Consider the following 15,603-nt stretch of genomic DNA (forward strand, 5'->3'; position numbering starts at 1 on the left):
ATGCGGCGGCAGATAGCATCCGAATCTGTTCGTGTTCTCCGAATCCGCGGGGCGCCTACGGCTCGAGGAGGGTGTCGAGCGCCAGGAACTGTGCACGGAACTCGGCGCGCAGGCGCTCCTTCTCGGCGTCGGAGCAGAACGCCATGTCGATGCCGTCGAGCGCGATCCTCTTGGCCGCGGCGGCATCGAGCCCCAGCGCCACCAGGCCCTCGCGGTACTCGCGGCCGAGGTCGGTGCGGAAGAACATCGCGTCGTCGGTGGACACCGAGACGGGAAGGCCCGCGTCGATCATGGCGCGGATGCGGTGCCCCTCGTCCAGCGTCCACCCCGAGCAGATCGTCGTGGAGACGGGGGTGGTCGCGAATCCGATGCCGCGATCGCGCGCGAGGGCGAGGACGGCGGGGTCGTCGACCACCCGGTATCCGTGGTCGATGCGGTCGCACCCGAGCACTTCGATCGCGTCGCGCACGGCCGACGGACGAGCCGCCGGCGTCTCCCCGACGTGCGCGGTGCGGAGAAGTCCGTGAGCGCCGGCCAGCGCGTAGGCGTCGGCGAAGCGCGTCGGGTCTTCGGTGTTCTCCGGTGTGAGGTCGTCCTGGCCGATCCCGACGACCTCGGCGAAGGGGTGAGCGATCATCTCGCGCACGAGCGCCACGGCCGCCTCCGCCGACTCCCGGCGGTTGATCGCCGCCACGACGCGGAAGCCGACGCCGAAGTCGCGCTCGGCGCGGGAAAGGCCGGCGATCACGGCCGCCATGACCTCGACGTACGACATCGGCCGGGCCCCCGCGTACTCGGGGTGCGCGAAGTACTGCGGGTTGACGTAGTACTCGCGGTAGCGGAGGTTCCCCTGTGCCACCGCATCCGCGACGCCCTCCCACGCGACCCGCTCCAGATCGGCCGACTCGCGGAGGACCTCGTGCGCGACCCGCCACCCGCGCAGGAAGTCCACCAGGTCGGCGAAGTCGAAGAGCTCGTCGACGTCGTCCGACCACAGCTCCACGCCGTACCGCTGCGCGAGCTCGTGCAGCGTCGCGGGTCGCATCGTCGACACGAGGTGGCAGTGCAGCTCGGTCTTCGGCAGCAGTTGCAGGTAGTCCTCGAACGAGATCATGTCTCCCCCTCCGTCGGGCGCGCGGCGGCGCCCTGCTTCACCACCACGAGCCGGTACGGCCCGCCCGTCGCCGACCACCAGCGGTGTGGCACGCCGCCGGCGTAGTACACGGAGTCCCCGACGCCGAGGGCGAGACGCTCGTCGCCGAGCTCGATGTGGACGCCGCCGTCGACGACGTAGACGAACTCGTCCTCCCGGTGCACGAAGACCTCGCCGGGCGTCGTGTTCTCGCCCTCCATCTCGAGCGGATGCAGCGGGCGGGCGCCGTGGGCGAGCATCCGCGCGGCACCCGCGCCGAAGCTCTCCTCCCGCGGCCGCTCGCCGCGGCGGTGCACTTCCACGATCGCGACCGAGGGGTCGGGGACCTCGGCGGCGGCGATGAGCTCGATGGGGCTCGTCTGCAGCGCGACGGCGATCTTGCGAAGGCTCGACAGGCTCGGCTGCGCGAGCCCTCGCTCGACCTGGCTGAGGAACGGATGCGACAGATCCGTCGCATCCGCCAGCTGCACCAGAGTCATCGCGCGCGAGTGCCGGAGCGCACGGATCGCGGCTCCCAGGCGCTGGTTCTCCTCGGCATCCGGCGCCGGAGCGCCGGCAATCATCGTCGTCACGGCGGAATTCCCTCCCTACGCGGGGAGCGGAACCCCCTTCTCCGCCGCATAGTCGCGGACGGCGACGACGTACGCGGCACGGCGCGCCGGGGTGAGCCATGAGGCTTCGAACGAGTTCATCGCCAGCTGCACCAGGTCGGTGGGGGTGAGACCGGCGTGCTCGGCGAGAGCGACGTAGTTGTCGGCGACGTAGGCGCCGAAGTAGGCCGGATCGTCGGAGTTGATCATCACGCGGACCCCCTCCCGCAGCAGGCCCACGATCTCGTCGGCCTTCATCTGCTCGGTGACGAACGAGTTGGACACCGGGCAGGTCGTGAACCCGAGACCCTTCTCCTTCGCGAGCGCGACCAGTGCCGGGTCCTCGACGATGTTGGTGCCGTGGTCGATGCGGTCGACGCCGATCTCCTCGATCACCGCGCGGATGTTCTCGAGAGAGCCGACCTGGTCGATGTCGCAGTGCATGGTGAGGAAGAACCCCTCCGCCTTGGCGCGCGCGTACACCGCGGCGAACTTCGTCGGCGGGTTGTCCCGCTCATCGGAGTCCAGCCCGACGCCGATGATCCAGGCCTTGTACGGCAGGGCTTCCATCAGCGTCGCCATCGCGTACTCGGCGGAGAAATCGCGGAGGAAGCAGAGGATCAACTCGGCCGAGATCCCCAGCTCGGCCTGCGCGCGCACAGCCGCGCGGCGGTATCCGGTGACGACATCGTCGAACGGGACGCCCCGGCTCGTGTGCGCCTGCGGGTCGAAGAACATCTCCGTGTGCACGACTCCCTGCTCCTTCGCCTTGAGGAGGTACGCCCAGGCGAGGTCGTGGAAGTCCTCCGCGGTCTGCAGTACGCGCATCGCCGGGTAGTACACGGCGAGGAAGCTCGTGAGGTCGGTGAAGTCGTACGTCGCCCTCACCTCGTCGACGGTCTTCTCGTCCAGCTCTATGCCGTTGCGCGCGGCGAGCGCGAACTTCAGCTCGGGCTCGAGCGTGCCCTCCAGATGCAGGTGCAGCTCGGCCTTGGGGAGGCTGTGGGCGAACGAGGTCAGGTCGACGGGCGTCGTCATAGAGGGGTCCTTTCGAGTGGATGCGGCGTCCGGCCGGGGAGCGGATGCGGCAGGATCAGGCGCGGTCGGCCATGCCCATGCGGGCCAGGGCCACGGATTCGACGATCTGCACGAGGTTGTAGAGCACGAGCGCGGTTCCGGTCACCAGTACCACGGCGCTCCAGACGGCGGAGAACTGCGCCCCGGAGATGTAGCCGCCCACGGCGCCGCCGATGCCGCCGCCCACCGCGAGCCACTCGGCGAGCAGGGCGCCGGTGAGCGCACCCGGAACCGAGATGCGCACGGCGGCGAAGAACTCCGGCAGCGAGCTCGGCAGCGCGATCTTGCGCAGCCGCGTCCAGGCCGATCCGCCGTACACGCTCACGAGATCGTTCATCTGGGGCGAGGCGGACTTCAGCCCGAAGGCGATGTTCACCAGGGCGGGGAAGAGCACCACGATGCCGCCGATCACCGCCACGGAGGCGAAGTCACGGCCGAAGATGAGGATGATGACGGGCGCCATCGCGACCAGCGGAACCGACCTCAGCAGCATCGCGAGCGGCATCAGAGCGTGCTCGACGCCCTTGGAGAGCTGGAACGCGGCGGCGATCAGAAGGGCCGCGACGAGGCCCGCGAGAAACCCGACGGCGGCGTGGCCGAGCGTGACCCACAGCTGACCGAACAGCTGCGCGCGGTTGGCGGCGGCGTTGGGCACCGTGACGAGGAAGTTCCAGACGTCGATCGGGCCCTTCCCGACGTAGGGCGAGATCTGCAGCACCCACAGGGCGCCGACCCACAGCACAATCACCGCGACGATCGTCAACAGGAACGTGAGGAGGCTCCGACCGAGCGCGCGCAGTGTGGCGCGGCGGGACTCGCGCCGGATGTCGGCGTTCAGCTGCGCGGCGGCGGCCGGGGCCGGAGCGGCGACGGCGGGCGGGAGGTCGCTCGTGAGGGCGGTCATCGCTGCGTTCCCTTCGACCACGGGGCCACCGCACGGGACACCAGGCCGAGGAGTCCGTAACCGGCGAGCGCCACCGCCCCGGAGACGAGCGCGATGTCCCACACCCGCGGAGCGTTCAGCGCCTGCTGCGCGGCGATCATGGCGGGGCCGACGCCCACCGTGATCTTGCCGAAGAACTCCCCCAGCACCGCGCCGAGGAAGGCGGCCGGCACCGCGATCTGCAGGGCGTTCAGGATGCTGGGGAGCGCAGCGATCAGGCGTACCTTCCGCAGCTGCGTGAGCCTCGAGCCGCCGTAGACGGTGATGAGGTCGAGGCTCGCCCGATCCGCGGCCTTGAGCCCGAGGAGCGCGCCGACGACGGTGGTGAAGAAGCAGCTGAGCGCCGCCAGGAAGATGGCGGTCGTCGACGGCTGACCGGCCGGGGGAATCGGTGCGATGACCACGACGAGCAGGCCGATCGCGACGATCGGGATGCAGTAGGTCAGGATCGCGATCTGCATCACGACGCCTTCCAAGCGCGGCACGACCAGCACGAGAGCCGACAGGAGCAGCGCCAGGCCGTTCCCCCACGCGTATCCGATGCCGGCCTCGGCGAGCGTCACCGAGAAGTTCCGCACGTAGAAGTCGACGCCGGTCGCGAAGAACTCGCCGATCACCTGCGGCGGGGTGGGGATGGCCTGCACGCCGCCCGGCCCGACGTTCGAGAAGACCGTCGCCGCCAGGATCCACCACACCGCGATGATGCCGATACCGCCGATGAGGGCGGCGGCCCATGCGGGAAGGCGCACGTCCTCCCACTGGATCGCGCGGGCCTTGGCGGTCTCAGTGGTCATCCGCTGCGGCGCCCCCAACGCCGAAGAGCAGTTCGGATGCCTGGTCCACGTACGCGTGGAACTCCGGTGTGCGCATCATCTCCGGCGTCCGCGGGCGGGGGAGATCGATGGTGAGGACCTCCTTGATGCGCCCCGGGCGCGGGCTCATCACGGCGACCTGGTCGGAGAGGAAGATCGCCTCGGAGATGCCGTGCGTCACCAGCAGCGTGGTGGCCGGCTTCTCCGTCCAGATGCGCAGGAGCTCCAGGTTAAGCTTCTGTCGCGTCATGTCGTCGAGCGCCCCGAAAGGCTCGTCGAAGAGCAGCACCGACGGCTTCATGATGAGCGAGCGCGCGATCGACACGCGCTGGCGCATGCCGCCCGACAGCTGCGCGGGCTTGGCCTTCTCGAAGCCCTTGAGGCCCACCAGGTCGATCATCTCGGCGACGTAGGCCTTGTCGACGGGCTTTCCCGCCACCTCGAAGGGGAGCTGGATGTTGGACTGGACGCTGCGCCACGGCAGCAGCGCCGAGTCCTGAAAGGCGATCCCGAGCTCGTTCCCGCGCCGCAGCTCTTTCGGGCTCTTTCCGTCGACCCGCGTCGTCCCGCTCGTCGGGTCTTCCAGTCCGGCGAGGATCCGGAGGATCGTCGACTTGCCGCATCCGGAGGGCCCCAGGAGCGCCAGGAAGGTGCCCTGGTCGGTGTGGAGGTTGGCGTCCTGCAGGGCGACGACGCTCTTGCGCCCGACGCTGAACACCTTGTTGAGGCCGGTGATCTGGAGGCCGGTGCCCAGGCTGGTCGCCTGGGCACCGGTCGTGGTAACCGTGTCGGTCACGAGTGTGCTCCGTTGAGGTGGATCTCAGCCCGCGTAGGCGATGAGGTCGGGGTTCTCCTCGTACACCTCGGTGAGGAGGCTGAGGTCGAACAGGTCGGCGGCGGTGATCGTGATCCCCGCGCCGGCGAGGCTCTTCACGGTCATCTCCTGCAGTTCTTCGGAGATCGTGAACAGGCCGTTCTCCTCGGTCTCGGCCGAGACGACGAGCTTGTTCTGCGCCTCGGAGCCCGCGAGCGTCTTGGCCGGGTCCAGGTCGAGGTCGGCGCCATAGGTCTCGATGGCGAGGTCGGCGCCGCCCTGCGGGTCGGCCAGCGCATCCGTCCAGCCCTTGATCTCGGCCACCAGGAAGGCCTTCAGCGCATCACGGCTGCTCTCGATCGTCTCGTCGGTGACCGTGACGGTCTCGGCGACGAAGGGCAGGCCGTTCTCGGCGAAGGGCAGGTTGGTGGTGGCGAGGCCTTCCATCTCGACCGAGATGGCCTCGTTCGTCAGGTACGCCATGAAGCCGTCGACCTCACCGTTGACCAGCGGCGCCGGGTCGTACTGCACCGGCACGATGGTCAGTTCACTCGGGTCGATGTCGTTGGCGGCCAGGAGGGCGTTGAACAGGGTCATGTTCGAGTCCTGCACGCCGATGCGCTTGCCCTTGAGGTCGTCGGGGCCGGCGATGTCGCCGCCCTCCGCGAGCGACAGGATCGTGAACGGGTTGGACTGGAACGTCGCGCCGATGATCTTGAGGGGCGCGCCCTCGTTGGCCACCGCGGCGCCGATCGAGACCGAGTCGCTCAGCGCGACATCGGCGGCGCCGCTGACGAGCTCCGCGGCGCCGGTCGACGGGCCGGGGACGAGGTTGACGGCCGAGAACCCGGCCTCCTCGTAGTAGCCCTTGCTGTCGGCGAAGTACTCGCCGGCGAACTCCTCGTTGAGGATCCAGCTGAGCTGCAACGTGAGCTCGCCGAACCCTTCGTCTTCTGCCGGGGCGCTCGATGACGACGCGGCGGAGCCGCTGGCGCATGCGGTCAGGGCGAGGGCGGTCAGGGCGACCCCGGCCAGGGCCGCGGTGGCGCGCGAGGCGCGCCGAGAGGAAAAGAACGTCATGTGCTGTGTCTCCAGATGCCAGTGGTGCACTCGGGTGAAGTGGCGCGTCCTGGGGCTCGACGTGCGCGTGGCCTCGCGCTCGACGGGAGTCGTGCTCGGCTGATCGCCACGCTAGAAGATGTAGATTTCACGAACACTGGCCCGGTGTTTCGGCGCCGTTACACCTTCGGCATCCGCCCTCTCTCCGCGCACCGACTGCCCAACTCCTCAAGATCGCGGCCTGCGAGGCGCGGGGTCCGCGTGGTTGCGCGGATCCCGCCGCCCGCCCGCGCGACCTTGAGGAGTTGCGCACACGCGAGAGTCCGGTCAGCGGGGGTGGCCGACGCGGGCGGCGACGGCGGGCAGGTCCTCGTGCACGCGGGCGGATGCCTCGGCGGCAAGGGGGTTCGTCGAGGCGACGCCGTCGTGCACGAGCTTCCCGCCGACGTACACGCCGCGAAGACTGCGCGGCGTCATCGACAGCACGTAGTTGCGCACCGGGTGCCACAGCGGGCCTACGTCGGGCCGGCGCGGGTCGACGACCACGAAGTCGGCGAACTTCCCGACCTCGAGACTCCCGACCCGGTCGTCGACGCCGAGGATCTCGGCGGCGCCGAGCGTATGAAGCCGCAGCACCCGCTCGGGCATCATCGACAGCGGGTCCTTCGTCCGGGCGCGCTGCATCGCGATCCCCATCCGCATGTTCTGCCACGGGTCGGACACGTCGGTGCAGGCCTGGTCGTCGAGGCCGATGCCGACCCGGATGCCGAGATCGAGCATCTCGGGCACCAGCGCGACGCCGGAGGCCAGCCGGCCGTTCGACGCGGGTTGCCACGACATCGACGCCCCGCCCTCGGCCGTCTGCTCGAGGATCTCCCGGGTCGTCTGGATGAAGTGACCGAAGATCATGCCGGGGCCCAGCGCGCCGGCATCGCGATAGAGCGCGAACTTCTCCTGCTGTACCGGAACCGCCTCGGGCGACTCGAGGAAGTGCGCCTGGTTGGTCACGGCGAACCGGCGCATCGCCTCGACCTCGTACTGCGCGGCCTCCGGATGCGGTGACCACTGCACCTGCCCCATGATCGAGGCGCCGAGCGCGAGATCGGGATCCAGCGATCGGGTGTGCGCCACTTCGGCGGCGAAGCGCTCGAAGATCTCTTCATCGGTCCCGGATGACACGTCCATGCCGATCGCGTCGACGAAGCGCAGGCCGGCGTCGAGGCATCCGTCGGCCTGGCGCGTGTGGTACCCGAGATCTCGGAGGGGCGCGTCGCCGCCGAGGCGCCGCCCTTCCACCATCGACTCCCACGCCTGCAGCGGATCGGTGAAGTTGTAGGCGGTGGTCACGCCGTTCGAGAGGAAGTCCAGCGCCCCGTGGAGCGTCGACCAGTACATGTGCTCGGGTGTGAAGTGCGCGGTCGTGCCGAGCATCGCATCGCACCAGCCGTAGAGGGTCTCGCTCACGCCGAGACCCCGCAGGCCACTGGTGAACAGGTGCGAATGGCTCGAGACGAATCCCGGCGCGACGAATGCGCCCGCCGCATCGAGCACCTCGTCGGCGCCGACCCGCGGTTCCCCCGATCCGAGCGCCGCGATCCGGCCTTCCTCGACGAGCATCCAGCCGTCCTCGATGAAACCGGGGTCGTCGGTGCCCGCCGGGACGCGGAGGAGACGGGCGTGGGTGACGAGCAGAGTCATGCGGTACCTCGGGTGCGAGCGCGGTGCGACCGCGGATGCGGCCGGGCTCGACGGTACGAGATGTTGATTTCACGAACACCGGCGATGGTGTTTCGCTGTCGTTACGTCTCGGAGGGGCCCGTCGCGAACCGCATCACCGCCGCCGCCATCCGGTCGGCGCCGACGTGGTCGTCGGCGGTGATCGTGACCACGGCGTCGCCGGCGAACAGAAGCATCTGGCCGTACGCCCCGTGGAGGCGCCAGCCGGCGCCGGGCCCGTCCCATCCCGCGAGCGCATAACGCTCGTAGCCCGGCTCGGATCCCGCGGCCACCCAGCCGGAGTGCATGCCGTCGATCCACGGGCGCGTGATCAGGCGGCGCCCGTCCCACACGCCGCCGTCCCGGATGAGGTGGCCCAGGCGCGCGAGCTCGGACGTGCGGAGGGCGAGGCCCTCCCCGGCGACGATGGAGCCGTCGGGGCAGCGTCGCCAGGTCGCGTCGGTCCAGCCGAGGGGGTCGAACAAGCGCGGTCCGAGCCACTTCTCGACATCGCCCACCACCACGGCGACGGCGCGCATCGCGGTGTAGGTGCTCGCGTTGGAGTACTGGAACGCCCGGCCGCGCGTAGGTCGACGAAGGAACTCCCGCGCGAGGTCGGGCCAGTCGGTCATCATCGTCTCCGACCACGGGAGGTCGATCCCGCTCGTCATGGTCAGGAGGTGCCGCAGCGTCACCGCGTCGACGCCCTCGCCGAGCTCGACGTCGGTGAGGTAGGCCGCCACGGGCGCGTCGACATCGAGCAGCCCGTCGTCCGCGGCGATCCCGGCAGCGACGACGCACACCGCCTTCGCGACCGAGTGGATGTCCTCGCGGACATCGGGCGCCCACCGATGCTCGGCGGTGTCGTCCCCGACCAGGACGTGGACGCCGTGCGCGGCGAAGCCGGCCGCATCCGCCTCGGCGACGATGCGGCCCAGGAGCACGTCCGCGCGAGTCACCGAGCAAGTCTCCCGCACGGCGCGGGCCGGTGTCTCCCCGCAATCCCGGTCAACATTCCGGACGATTCCGGATGCCGCGCCGCCACGGCCGTCCGGATGGCCGCTCAGCGTCCCCCGATCCGGAATATCGACCGCATCGAGCGCGGAGCGGGTGTCAGGGACGCGGCTCGGCGGCCAGGTGCAGCACCGACTCGGCGAGAGCCTGGATCCCGGCGGCGACGTCCGCGGCCGACACGGCTTCGTCGGGGTGGTGGCTGATGCCGTCGGGGTTGCGCAGGAACAGCATCCCCACGTCGGTGACGGCGCCCAGAGCCATGGCGTCGTGGCCGGCTCTGCTGAAGATCGTCGCCGGGTCGCGCCGGCCGGGCGCATCGGTCGCGGCGATCCCGGCGCGGACGACGTCGCGCATCAGCGGCGCGCATAAGACCGCCGGCGCGTTGTGGATCTCGCGCGCGTGCCAGCGAAGACCCCGGCGGCCCATGATCGCGTCCAGCTCGCGGCCGAGGGTGTCCCACACGTGGTCTCGGTACCCGTCGAACTCGCCTCGCAGGTCGACGGAGAACCGCGCCTCGCCGGGCACGATGTTCACCGCCCCCGGATACGCCTGCAACTGCCCGACGGTCCCGATGATCTGGTGCTCGGCGCGGCAGACGCGCTCGACGGCGAGCGCCGCCTCGCTGGCCCCCAGCAGCGCATCGTGGCGCATCGCGTACGGCGTTCCGCCGGCGTGGCGGGCCTCGCCCTCCACCACGACCTGGAAGCGTCGCGCGCTCGCGATCGACGACACCACCGCGAGCGCCTCGCCCCGGCGGTGCAGCTCCGGCCCCTGCTCGATGTGCGCCTCGAGATATCCGATCAACTGCTCCGGATGGCGGGCCGCCTCGCCGACGCGGCCCGGGTCGAGCCCGAACTCCAGGAACGCGTGACGAAGCGAGACACCGTCGGCGTCGGTGAGCGACCACCAGTCGTCATCCCACGTCCCCGCCGCCGCTGACGAGCCCAGCAGCGCCGTGCCGAAGCGGGTCCCCTCCTCGTCGGCGAACGCGATCACCTCCAGCGCGAACGGCAGCGGAGACGTCGATACGCCGTGGTCGTCGACGGATCGCAGCATCCGCACCACCTCGATCGCCATGAGCACACCGACGATCCCGTCGTACCTGCCGGCGTCGGGGACGGTGTCCAGGTGCGATCCGAGAAGCAGGGCGGGCGCGTCGGATCCGGCCGGCGGGTCGAGCCGCCCGAGCTCGTTGCCCGCGGCGTCCTGTCGCGCCGACATGCCGACCTCCCGCATCCACTCCGCCGCGAGCCGGTTCACGCGTGCGTGCTCGGGTGAGAGGTAGACGCGCTCGATGCGTCCCGGCGCCGCGGTGACGCGGGCGAGCTCGTCGCAGCGGCCCATCACGCGGCGAGCGGCCGCGGCGATGCGGTCGGGCGGGACCTCGAGCCGGTTCCTCATGCCGCGTACACCCCCTCGGCGGCCTCGACACCCCCGCCGGCGGGGACGGATGCTCCGAACCGACGGAGCACCTCCTCCAGGGCGGCGAGCGTGCGAAGCACCGCCTCGCGGCGGGCGTTGTACCCCATCGTGCCGATGCGCCACACGCGCCCGTGGAGCGGCCCGAACGACGTGCCGATCTCGATGCCGAAGTCGGCGAGCAGCGCGGCGCGCACGGGTTCGCCGGGGATCCCCTCGGGGATCTCGACGGCCACGACGTTGTTCATCTTGTGCGCCACGTCGCCGAAGACCGACAGGCCCAGCTCGACGACGCCGGCCAGCATCGCGGCGCCGTTGCGGCGGTGCCGCCGGATCACCGCCGCGCGACCTTCGAGCAGCAGCACGCGTGCGCACTCTCGCGCGGCGTAGAGCATCGAGGTCGCCTCGGTGTGGTGGTTCAGGCGGCGCGGCCCCCAGTAGTCGAGGATCATCGCGAGGTCGAAGTAGTTCGATCGGATGAAGTCGGCCGCGTCCGCATCGCCGGCCTCGCGGATGCCCGCCTCCACGCGCGCGCGGGAGCGCACCCGCTCGACGGCGCGGTCGGAGAGACAGAGGGGGGCCGAACCCGACGGCCCGCCGAGGCACTTCTGCAGGCCCGCGGTCGCCGCGTCGACCCCCCATCCGTCCATCTCGAACTCGTTGCCGCCGAGGGACGCGGTGACATCGCTGTAGAACAGCACGCCGTGCTCGCGGCAGATCTCGCCGATCTCCGCTAGCGGCTGGTTCATGGTCGTCGACGTGTCGCCCTGCACGAGCGCGAGGACGTCCGGCCGCACCCGCGTGATCGCCTCGCGCACGACCGAGACGGGGAACACCTGCCCCCACGGCACCTCGATCCGGTGCACTTCGGCGAGCGCCCGCTCGGCGATCTCGGCGAGGAGGTGTCCGAACCGCCCGAAGATCGGCACCAGCACGCGATCGCCGGGCCGGATGAGCGACACCAGCGCCGCCTCGATGCCCGCGCGGGCGGTGCCGTCGACGAGGAGCGTCGCCTCGTTGGCGGTGCCGAAGACCCCGCGGTAGAGCTCCTGCGTCTCGGCCATCGTCGCGGTCATGAACGGGTCGTACTGGCCGACGAGCGGAGCCGACAGAGCCTGCAGCACGCTCGGGTACGCCGAGATCGGCCCGGGGCCCATGAGGAGACGGGCGGGCGGATCGATCGGCCCGGGGAGAGTGTCCATCAGGCGTTCCCCGCTCCCACGAACGCGGCCAATCGTCGCGCGAGGCGAACGAGCGCGATATCGGTGCCCGCCCGGGAGACGAGGGAGATCCCGACCGGCGCCGACCCGACCGTCAGGAGGGGCACCGAGATCGCGGGCAGCCCGCCGACGGCGGCGGCCGCGGTCATCCGGACTGTCGCGCCGCGCACTCGGTCCAGTGCCGCGGCGCTCGTGGTCCGCAGCGGGGCAGGGCTGGGGGCGGTGGGGAGGAGCAGAACGGCGCCCGTCGTCGCCGCGACGAGCTCCGCGCGCCGGGCCGCCAGGACGAGCCGGGCGGATGCTTCGTCTTCGGCCGACACCGCAGACGCGGCGCGGAACCGCTCGGCCACTGCCTCGCCGACCGCGCCGGGGTGCGCGCGCAGCCACGTGCCGTGATTACGCCAGGCCTCTGCCGCCTGCACCGTGCGGAACGCGGCGACGGCGGCATCGGCGTCGTATGCGCCCGAGCGGCTCACCGCCGGGGCATCCGGGGCGTCGTCCAGAGCCCCCAGCCAGCCCTCGAACGCGGCCCGCGTGGCCGTGTCGAGGCCGCTGAGAAGCGCCTCGGGGACGACGAAGCGCCACGGCAGGTCGGCGTGGGCGGCACCGTAGACGCTCTCCGTCGTCTCGGATCCGTCATAGCTCAGGCACCAGTCGACGACCCGCTGGAGGGTGTCGCCGTCGCGGGCGAGCCACCCGACGGTGTCGAACGACTGCGCAAGGGGCACCAGGCCCTGCCGCGGCACGAGATCGTGGGTCGTCCGCAGGCCCCACAGGCCCTGGTACGACGCCGGCACGCGGATCGACCCCGCCGTGTCGGTTCCGAGGCCGATCTCGGCCTGCCCCGACGCGACGGCCGCCGCCGGTCCGCTCGAGGAGCCCCCGGGCAGCGCGCCGGGCACCGCGAGGTTCGGCGGCGTGCCGTAGTGCGGGTTGGCGCCGGCGATCGAATAGGCGAACTCGTCGGTCCTGGCGATGCCGCGCAGCGACGCGCCGGCGCGCAACAGGTCGGCCACCGCCGGCGCGGTCGTGGTCTCGGGCCGCGCCTCCTGCAGGTACGCGGGGACGCCCGCGCCGATGCGGAATCCCGCGATCGCGAAGAGGTCCTTGACCGCCACCGTCAGCCCGGCGAGCGGCCCGTCGTCGGTGCCCTGCAGGAAGGGATCGCCGACGCTGCGCCACACCGATCGGTCGAAGGCCGGCGTCGGCTCGGCCGCGGCATCCGGGCTGCCGAGAACAGGAGATGTGCCCAGAACAGGAGGATTCGGCGCAGATCGTCCTGTTCCGGTCGATTGTCCTGTTCCGGGGGCCACGGCGGCGAAATCGGACTCCCGGATGCGCGCGTGGACGCCGCACACGATGTCGACCACCTGGGAGATGTCGAAGTCGGTCGCAGCGCTGAGGTACGCGTACGCGAGGTGCTCGTCGAGCCCCCACCGCGCCCGCAGAAACGAGAGCGCCGCGCGCACGCACCGGCGCATCGCCTCGTCGAGGTCGGGGTCGAGACCCGTGGGGACGAGGTACTCCGGCGTGCGCACGAGGGGACCGGTCAGCTCGCCGAACTCCGCGACGGCCACCTCGCGGGGCACGACGTCGAAGCGCAGCGTCGCGCGCAGTGACGCCTCGAGCGCCGTGAGCGCGACCTCGCCGTCGCCCTGCGCGAAGTGGGGGTCGCCGACATAGGCGAGGGCGCCCTCGACCTGCACCGGCAGGTACAGCGCCGTCCCCTCCACGAGCAGGTTGATGTCGATGTTGCCGCCGTGCGCGCCCGGTGGCACGGAGTGCGGGCGCTCATCGCCGGCGACGGCGACGCCCATCGTCCCGAGGAACGGGGCGAGGGGGAACGCCACGACGCGTTCGCCGCCCGCGACGGCGGGGAGCGTGCCGTAGAGGCGTCCGCTCCGCTCCTCGACGGCCGCGAAGACGCTGACGTTGCCCGCCGTGCGCGGCAGCTCGCCCGCCAGCGCACCCTTGCCGTGCCGGTTCGAGATCACGCCGTACGGCACCCGCGGCTGCAGCCTCTCGACCGTGATGCGCAGCACGTCGCCGGGGCGGGCGCCGTCGACGAAGATCGGCCCGGTGATCACGTGCGGGCCGTCGGAGGCGGCATCTCGCGAAACCGACGCGGCGATGGCGATGGCGTCTTCGAGCACCGCGGATGCGGGCACTCCGTGCCCGGCGAAGAACGCGAGCGGGTCCTGCCCCTGGTCATCGAGGATCCCCTCGTGGCTTACGGTGTCGATCGTGACAGTGTCGCCGTCGGCGATCGTGAGGACCGGAGCATCCGCCGCGCACGGGAGCCGCCCCCATGACACGGTCTCGGGGGAGGCGGCCAGGTAGTGCACGCCCGGCGTCTGCCCGACACCCGGATGAAGGATCTGCATCGAATTCTCCTATCCCGCGAGCGTCGCGGGCTCGCCGAGGATCTCCCGTCCGGCGCGTGCGAGGATGCCCTCGCCGCGGCGATAGGCCGGAACGCCGTTCACCCAGGTCGACGCCACGACGCCCCGCAGCATCCGGCCGTCCCACGGTGACAGCTTGTTGCGGTACTCCAGCTCCCGCGCACGGACCGTTCGCGTCTGATCGGGATCGAACGCGACGAGGTGCGCGGGCTCCCCCGCCGCGATGCGCCCACGGCCACCGAGTCCGGCGATCCGGGCCGGGCCGACGGTGACGAGCGGCAGGAGGCGCTCGATCGGGACGCCCCGCCGATGGGCCTCGGTCCACAGGGCCGGGAGGGCGGTCTGGACGCCCGAGATACCGCCCCACGCCAGGCCGAAATCGGGAGAGCTCTTCAGCTCGGCCGTCGACGGCGAGTGGTCGCTGACGATCGCGTCGATCGTGCCGTCGGCGACGCCGCGCCAGAGCGCATCGCGGTTGGCGGCATCGCGGATCGGCGGGCAGCACTTGAACTGCGCCGCTCCCGCGGGCACCTCCTCGGCCGTGAGCGTCAGGTAGTGCGGGCACGTCTCGATCGTGAGCGCGACGCCCTGCGCCTTCGCGGCACGCACGTCGTCGAGCACACCCGCGTCCGACACGTGCACGATGTGTGCGCGACCGCGCGTGCGACGGGCCGCGTCGATCACGGTGCGCACGGCTGCGCGTTCGCTGGCGGGCGGCCGTGAAGCCAGGAACGCGGCGTAGTCGCGTCCGACAGGGCCGTCGGCGTGCAGATGCGCGGGGTCTTCGGCGTGGACGATGAGGATGCTGCCCAGTGCGGCAGTCTCGGCGAGGGCGGCCTCGAGCTGTGCGGTGTCGAGGAAGCCGAACTCGGGGATCCCCGACGGCGAGAGGAAGCATTTGAATCCGACGACCCCCGCGGCGTCGAGCTCGGCGAGGAGACCGAGGTTCTCGGGGACGGCGCCGCCCCAGTAGCCGACGTCGACCGCGAGCTTCCCCGCGGCGGCGGCTCGCTTGGCGGCGAGCGCCTCGGCGGTCGTGGTCACCGGGATGCTGTTGAGCGGCATGTCGACGATCGTCGTCACCCCGCCCGCGGCGGCCGCCGCCGTTCCCGTCGAGAAGCCCTCCCATTCGGTGCGGCCCGGCTCGTCGAGGTGCACGTGAGAGTCGACGAGCCCCGGGAGGAGCACTTCGGAATCGGGGAGGACGATGTCGGCAGCCTCGTCGAAGACATCCACCGCGGCGATCACGCCGCCCGACACGCGCACCGTCGCCGGGGTGAACCGGTCGCCGAGGAACACACGGCGCGCCGCGACGGCGGAAGGGGTCGACATGCCGCCACCGTACGGTCCGCGCGTTTCCCGGATGTTACCCACGGCAACATCT

Annotated in this window: 13 protein-coding genes and 1 pseudogene; all 14 read right to left on the reverse strand. The window is 71.3% G+C overall.

Going from position 1 to position 15,603, the window contains the following annotated elements:
- Positions 1-55: 55 nt before the first annotated feature.
- The 14 genes and pseudogenes from add (ACTU3I_RS01555) to allB all read right to left on the reverse strand — a co-directional run bounded on the left by add (ACTU3I_RS01555) (position 56) and on the right by allB (position 15,551).
- A complete protein-coding gene (gene add / locus ACTU3I_RS01555; RefSeq protein WP_442923846.1) occupies positions 56-1,114 on the reverse strand; it encodes an adenosine deaminase in 1,059 nt (352 codons plus the stop codon).
- Entirely contained in the window at positions 1,111-1,716 is a 606-nt protein-coding gene (locus ACTU3I_RS01560) for a helix-turn-helix domain-containing protein (protein ID WP_442925297.1), read from the reverse strand. The genes add (ACTU3I_RS01555) and ACTU3I_RS01560 overlap by 4 nt, the downstream gene beginning before the upstream one ends.
- Positions 1,717-1,740: 24 nt before the next feature.
- Positions 1,741-2,781 (reverse strand): adenosine deaminase, encoded by a 1,041-nt coding sequence (add, locus tag ACTU3I_RS01565; RefSeq protein WP_442923847.1) that lies wholly within the window; start codon positions 2,779-2,781, stop codon positions 1,741-1,743.
- Between the two features lie 55 nt (positions 2,782-2,836).
- Positions 2,837-3,724 carry an ABC transporter permease gene (locus tag ACTU3I_RS01570; protein WP_442923848.1) on the reverse strand — a complete coding sequence of 296 codons (888 nt, stop codon included), beginning with the start codon at positions 3,722-3,724 and terminating at the stop codon, positions 2,837-2,839.
- Entirely contained in the window at positions 3,721-4,557 is an 837-nt protein-coding gene (locus tag ACTU3I_RS01575; RefSeq protein WP_442923849.1) for an ABC transporter permease, read from the reverse strand. Before ACTU3I_RS01575 ends, ACTU3I_RS01570 begins: the two co-directional genes overlap by 4 nt.
- Positions 4,547-5,371, reverse strand: a complete 825-nt coding sequence (locus ACTU3I_RS01580; RefSeq protein ID WP_442923850.1) for an ABC transporter ATP-binding protein — start codon at positions 5,369-5,371, stop codon at positions 4,547-4,549. The genes ACTU3I_RS01575 and ACTU3I_RS01580 overlap by 11 nt, the downstream gene beginning before the upstream one ends.
- A 24-nt stretch (positions 5,372-5,395) precedes the next feature.
- Positions 5,396-6,469: an ABC transporter substrate-binding protein gene (locus ACTU3I_RS01585; RefSeq protein WP_442923851.1), complete on the reverse strand. Its 1,074-nt coding sequence runs from the start codon at positions 6,467-6,469 to the stop codon at positions 5,396-5,398.
- A gap of 306 nt (positions 6,470-6,775) precedes the next feature.
- On the reverse strand, positions 6,776-8,146 hold the full coding sequence (locus ACTU3I_RS01590) for an amidohydrolase family protein (RefSeq protein ID WP_442923852.1): 1,371 nt from the start codon (positions 8,144-8,146) through the stop codon (positions 6,776-6,778).
- 101 nt (positions 8,147-8,247) lie between these two features.
- Entirely contained in the window at positions 8,248-9,123 is an 876-nt protein-coding gene (locus tag ACTU3I_RS01595; protein WP_442923853.1) for a serine hydrolase domain-containing protein, read from the reverse strand.
- Positions 9,124-9,277: 154 nt separating this feature from the next.
- Positions 9,278-10,579, reverse strand: a complete 1,302-nt coding sequence (locus ACTU3I_RS01600; protein WP_442923854.1) for an allantoate amidohydrolase — start codon at positions 10,577-10,579, stop codon at positions 9,278-9,280.
- Positions 10,576-11,799, reverse strand: a complete 1,224-nt coding sequence (locus tag ACTU3I_RS01605) for a pyridoxal-phosphate-dependent aminotransferase family protein (protein WP_442923855.1) — start codon at positions 11,797-11,799, stop codon at positions 10,576-10,578. Before ACTU3I_RS01605 ends, ACTU3I_RS01600 begins: the two co-directional genes overlap by 4 nt.
- Positions 11,799-13,130 carry an amidase family protein gene (locus tag ACTU3I_RS01610; RefSeq protein ID WP_442925298.1) on the reverse strand — a complete coding sequence of 444 codons (1,332 nt, stop codon included), beginning with the start codon at positions 13,128-13,130 and terminating at the stop codon, positions 11,799-11,801. The genes ACTU3I_RS01605 and ACTU3I_RS01610 overlap by 1 nt, the downstream gene beginning before the upstream one ends.
- A pseudogene (locus ACTU3I_RS01615) lies at positions 13,122-14,201 on the reverse strand (acetamidase/formamidase family protein); the annotation flags it as partial. The pseudogene ACTU3I_RS01615 and the gene ACTU3I_RS01610, both read right to left, overlap by 9 nt.
- Positions 14,202-14,210: 9 nt before the next feature.
- Complete coding sequence (gene allB / locus ACTU3I_RS01620) at positions 14,211-15,551, reverse strand: allantoinase AllB (protein WP_442923856.1); 1,341 nt, start codon at positions 15,549-15,551, stop codon at positions 14,211-14,213.
- Positions 15,552-15,603: the final 52 nt, after the last annotated feature.

The sequence above is a fragment of the Microbacterium sp. RD1 genome, assembly GCF_052220165.1.
Classification (GTDB): Bacteria; Actinomycetota; Actinomycetes; order Actinomycetales; family Microbacteriaceae; genus Microbacterium.

Bases quoted from the DNA above. Each gene is read 5' to 3' on its own strand.
- add (WP_442923846.1), bottom strand. From the start codon at position 1,114: ATGATCTCGTTCGAGGACTACCTGCAACTGCTGCCGAAGACCGAGCTG.
- ACTU3I_RS01560 (WP_442925297.1), bottom strand. From the start codon at position 1,716: ATGATTGCCGGCGCTCCGGCGCCGGATGCCGAGGAGAACCAGCGCCTG.
- add (WP_442923847.1), bottom strand. From the start codon at position 2,781: ATGACGACGCCCGTCGACCTGACCTCGTTCGCCCACAGCCTCCCCAAG.
- ACTU3I_RS01570 (WP_442923848.1), bottom strand. From the start codon at position 3,724: ATGACCGCCCTCACGAGCGACCTCCCGCCCGCCGTCGCCGCTCCGGCC.
- ACTU3I_RS01575 (WP_442923849.1), bottom strand. From the start codon at position 4,557: ATGACCACTGAGACCGCCAAGGCCCGCGCGATCCAGTGGGAGGACGTG.
- ACTU3I_RS01585 (WP_442923851.1), bottom strand. From the start codon at position 6,469: ATGACGTTCTTTTCCTCTCGGCGCGCCTCGCGCGCCACCGCGGCCCTG.
- ACTU3I_RS01590 (WP_442923852.1), bottom strand. From the start codon at position 8,146: ATGACTCTGCTCGTCACCCACGCCCGTCTCCTCCGCGTCCCGGCGGGC.
- ACTU3I_RS01600 (WP_442923854.1), bottom strand. From the start codon at position 10,579: ATGAGGAACCGGCTCGAGGTCCCGCCCGACCGCATCGCCGCGGCCGCT.
- ACTU3I_RS01605 (WP_442923855.1), bottom strand. From the start codon at position 11,799: ATGGACACTCTCCCCGGGCCGATCGATCCGCCCGCCCGTCTCCTCATG.
- allB (WP_442923856.1), bottom strand. From the start codon at position 15,551: ATGTCGACCCCTTCCGCCGTCGCGGCGCGCCGTGTGTTCCTCGGCGAC.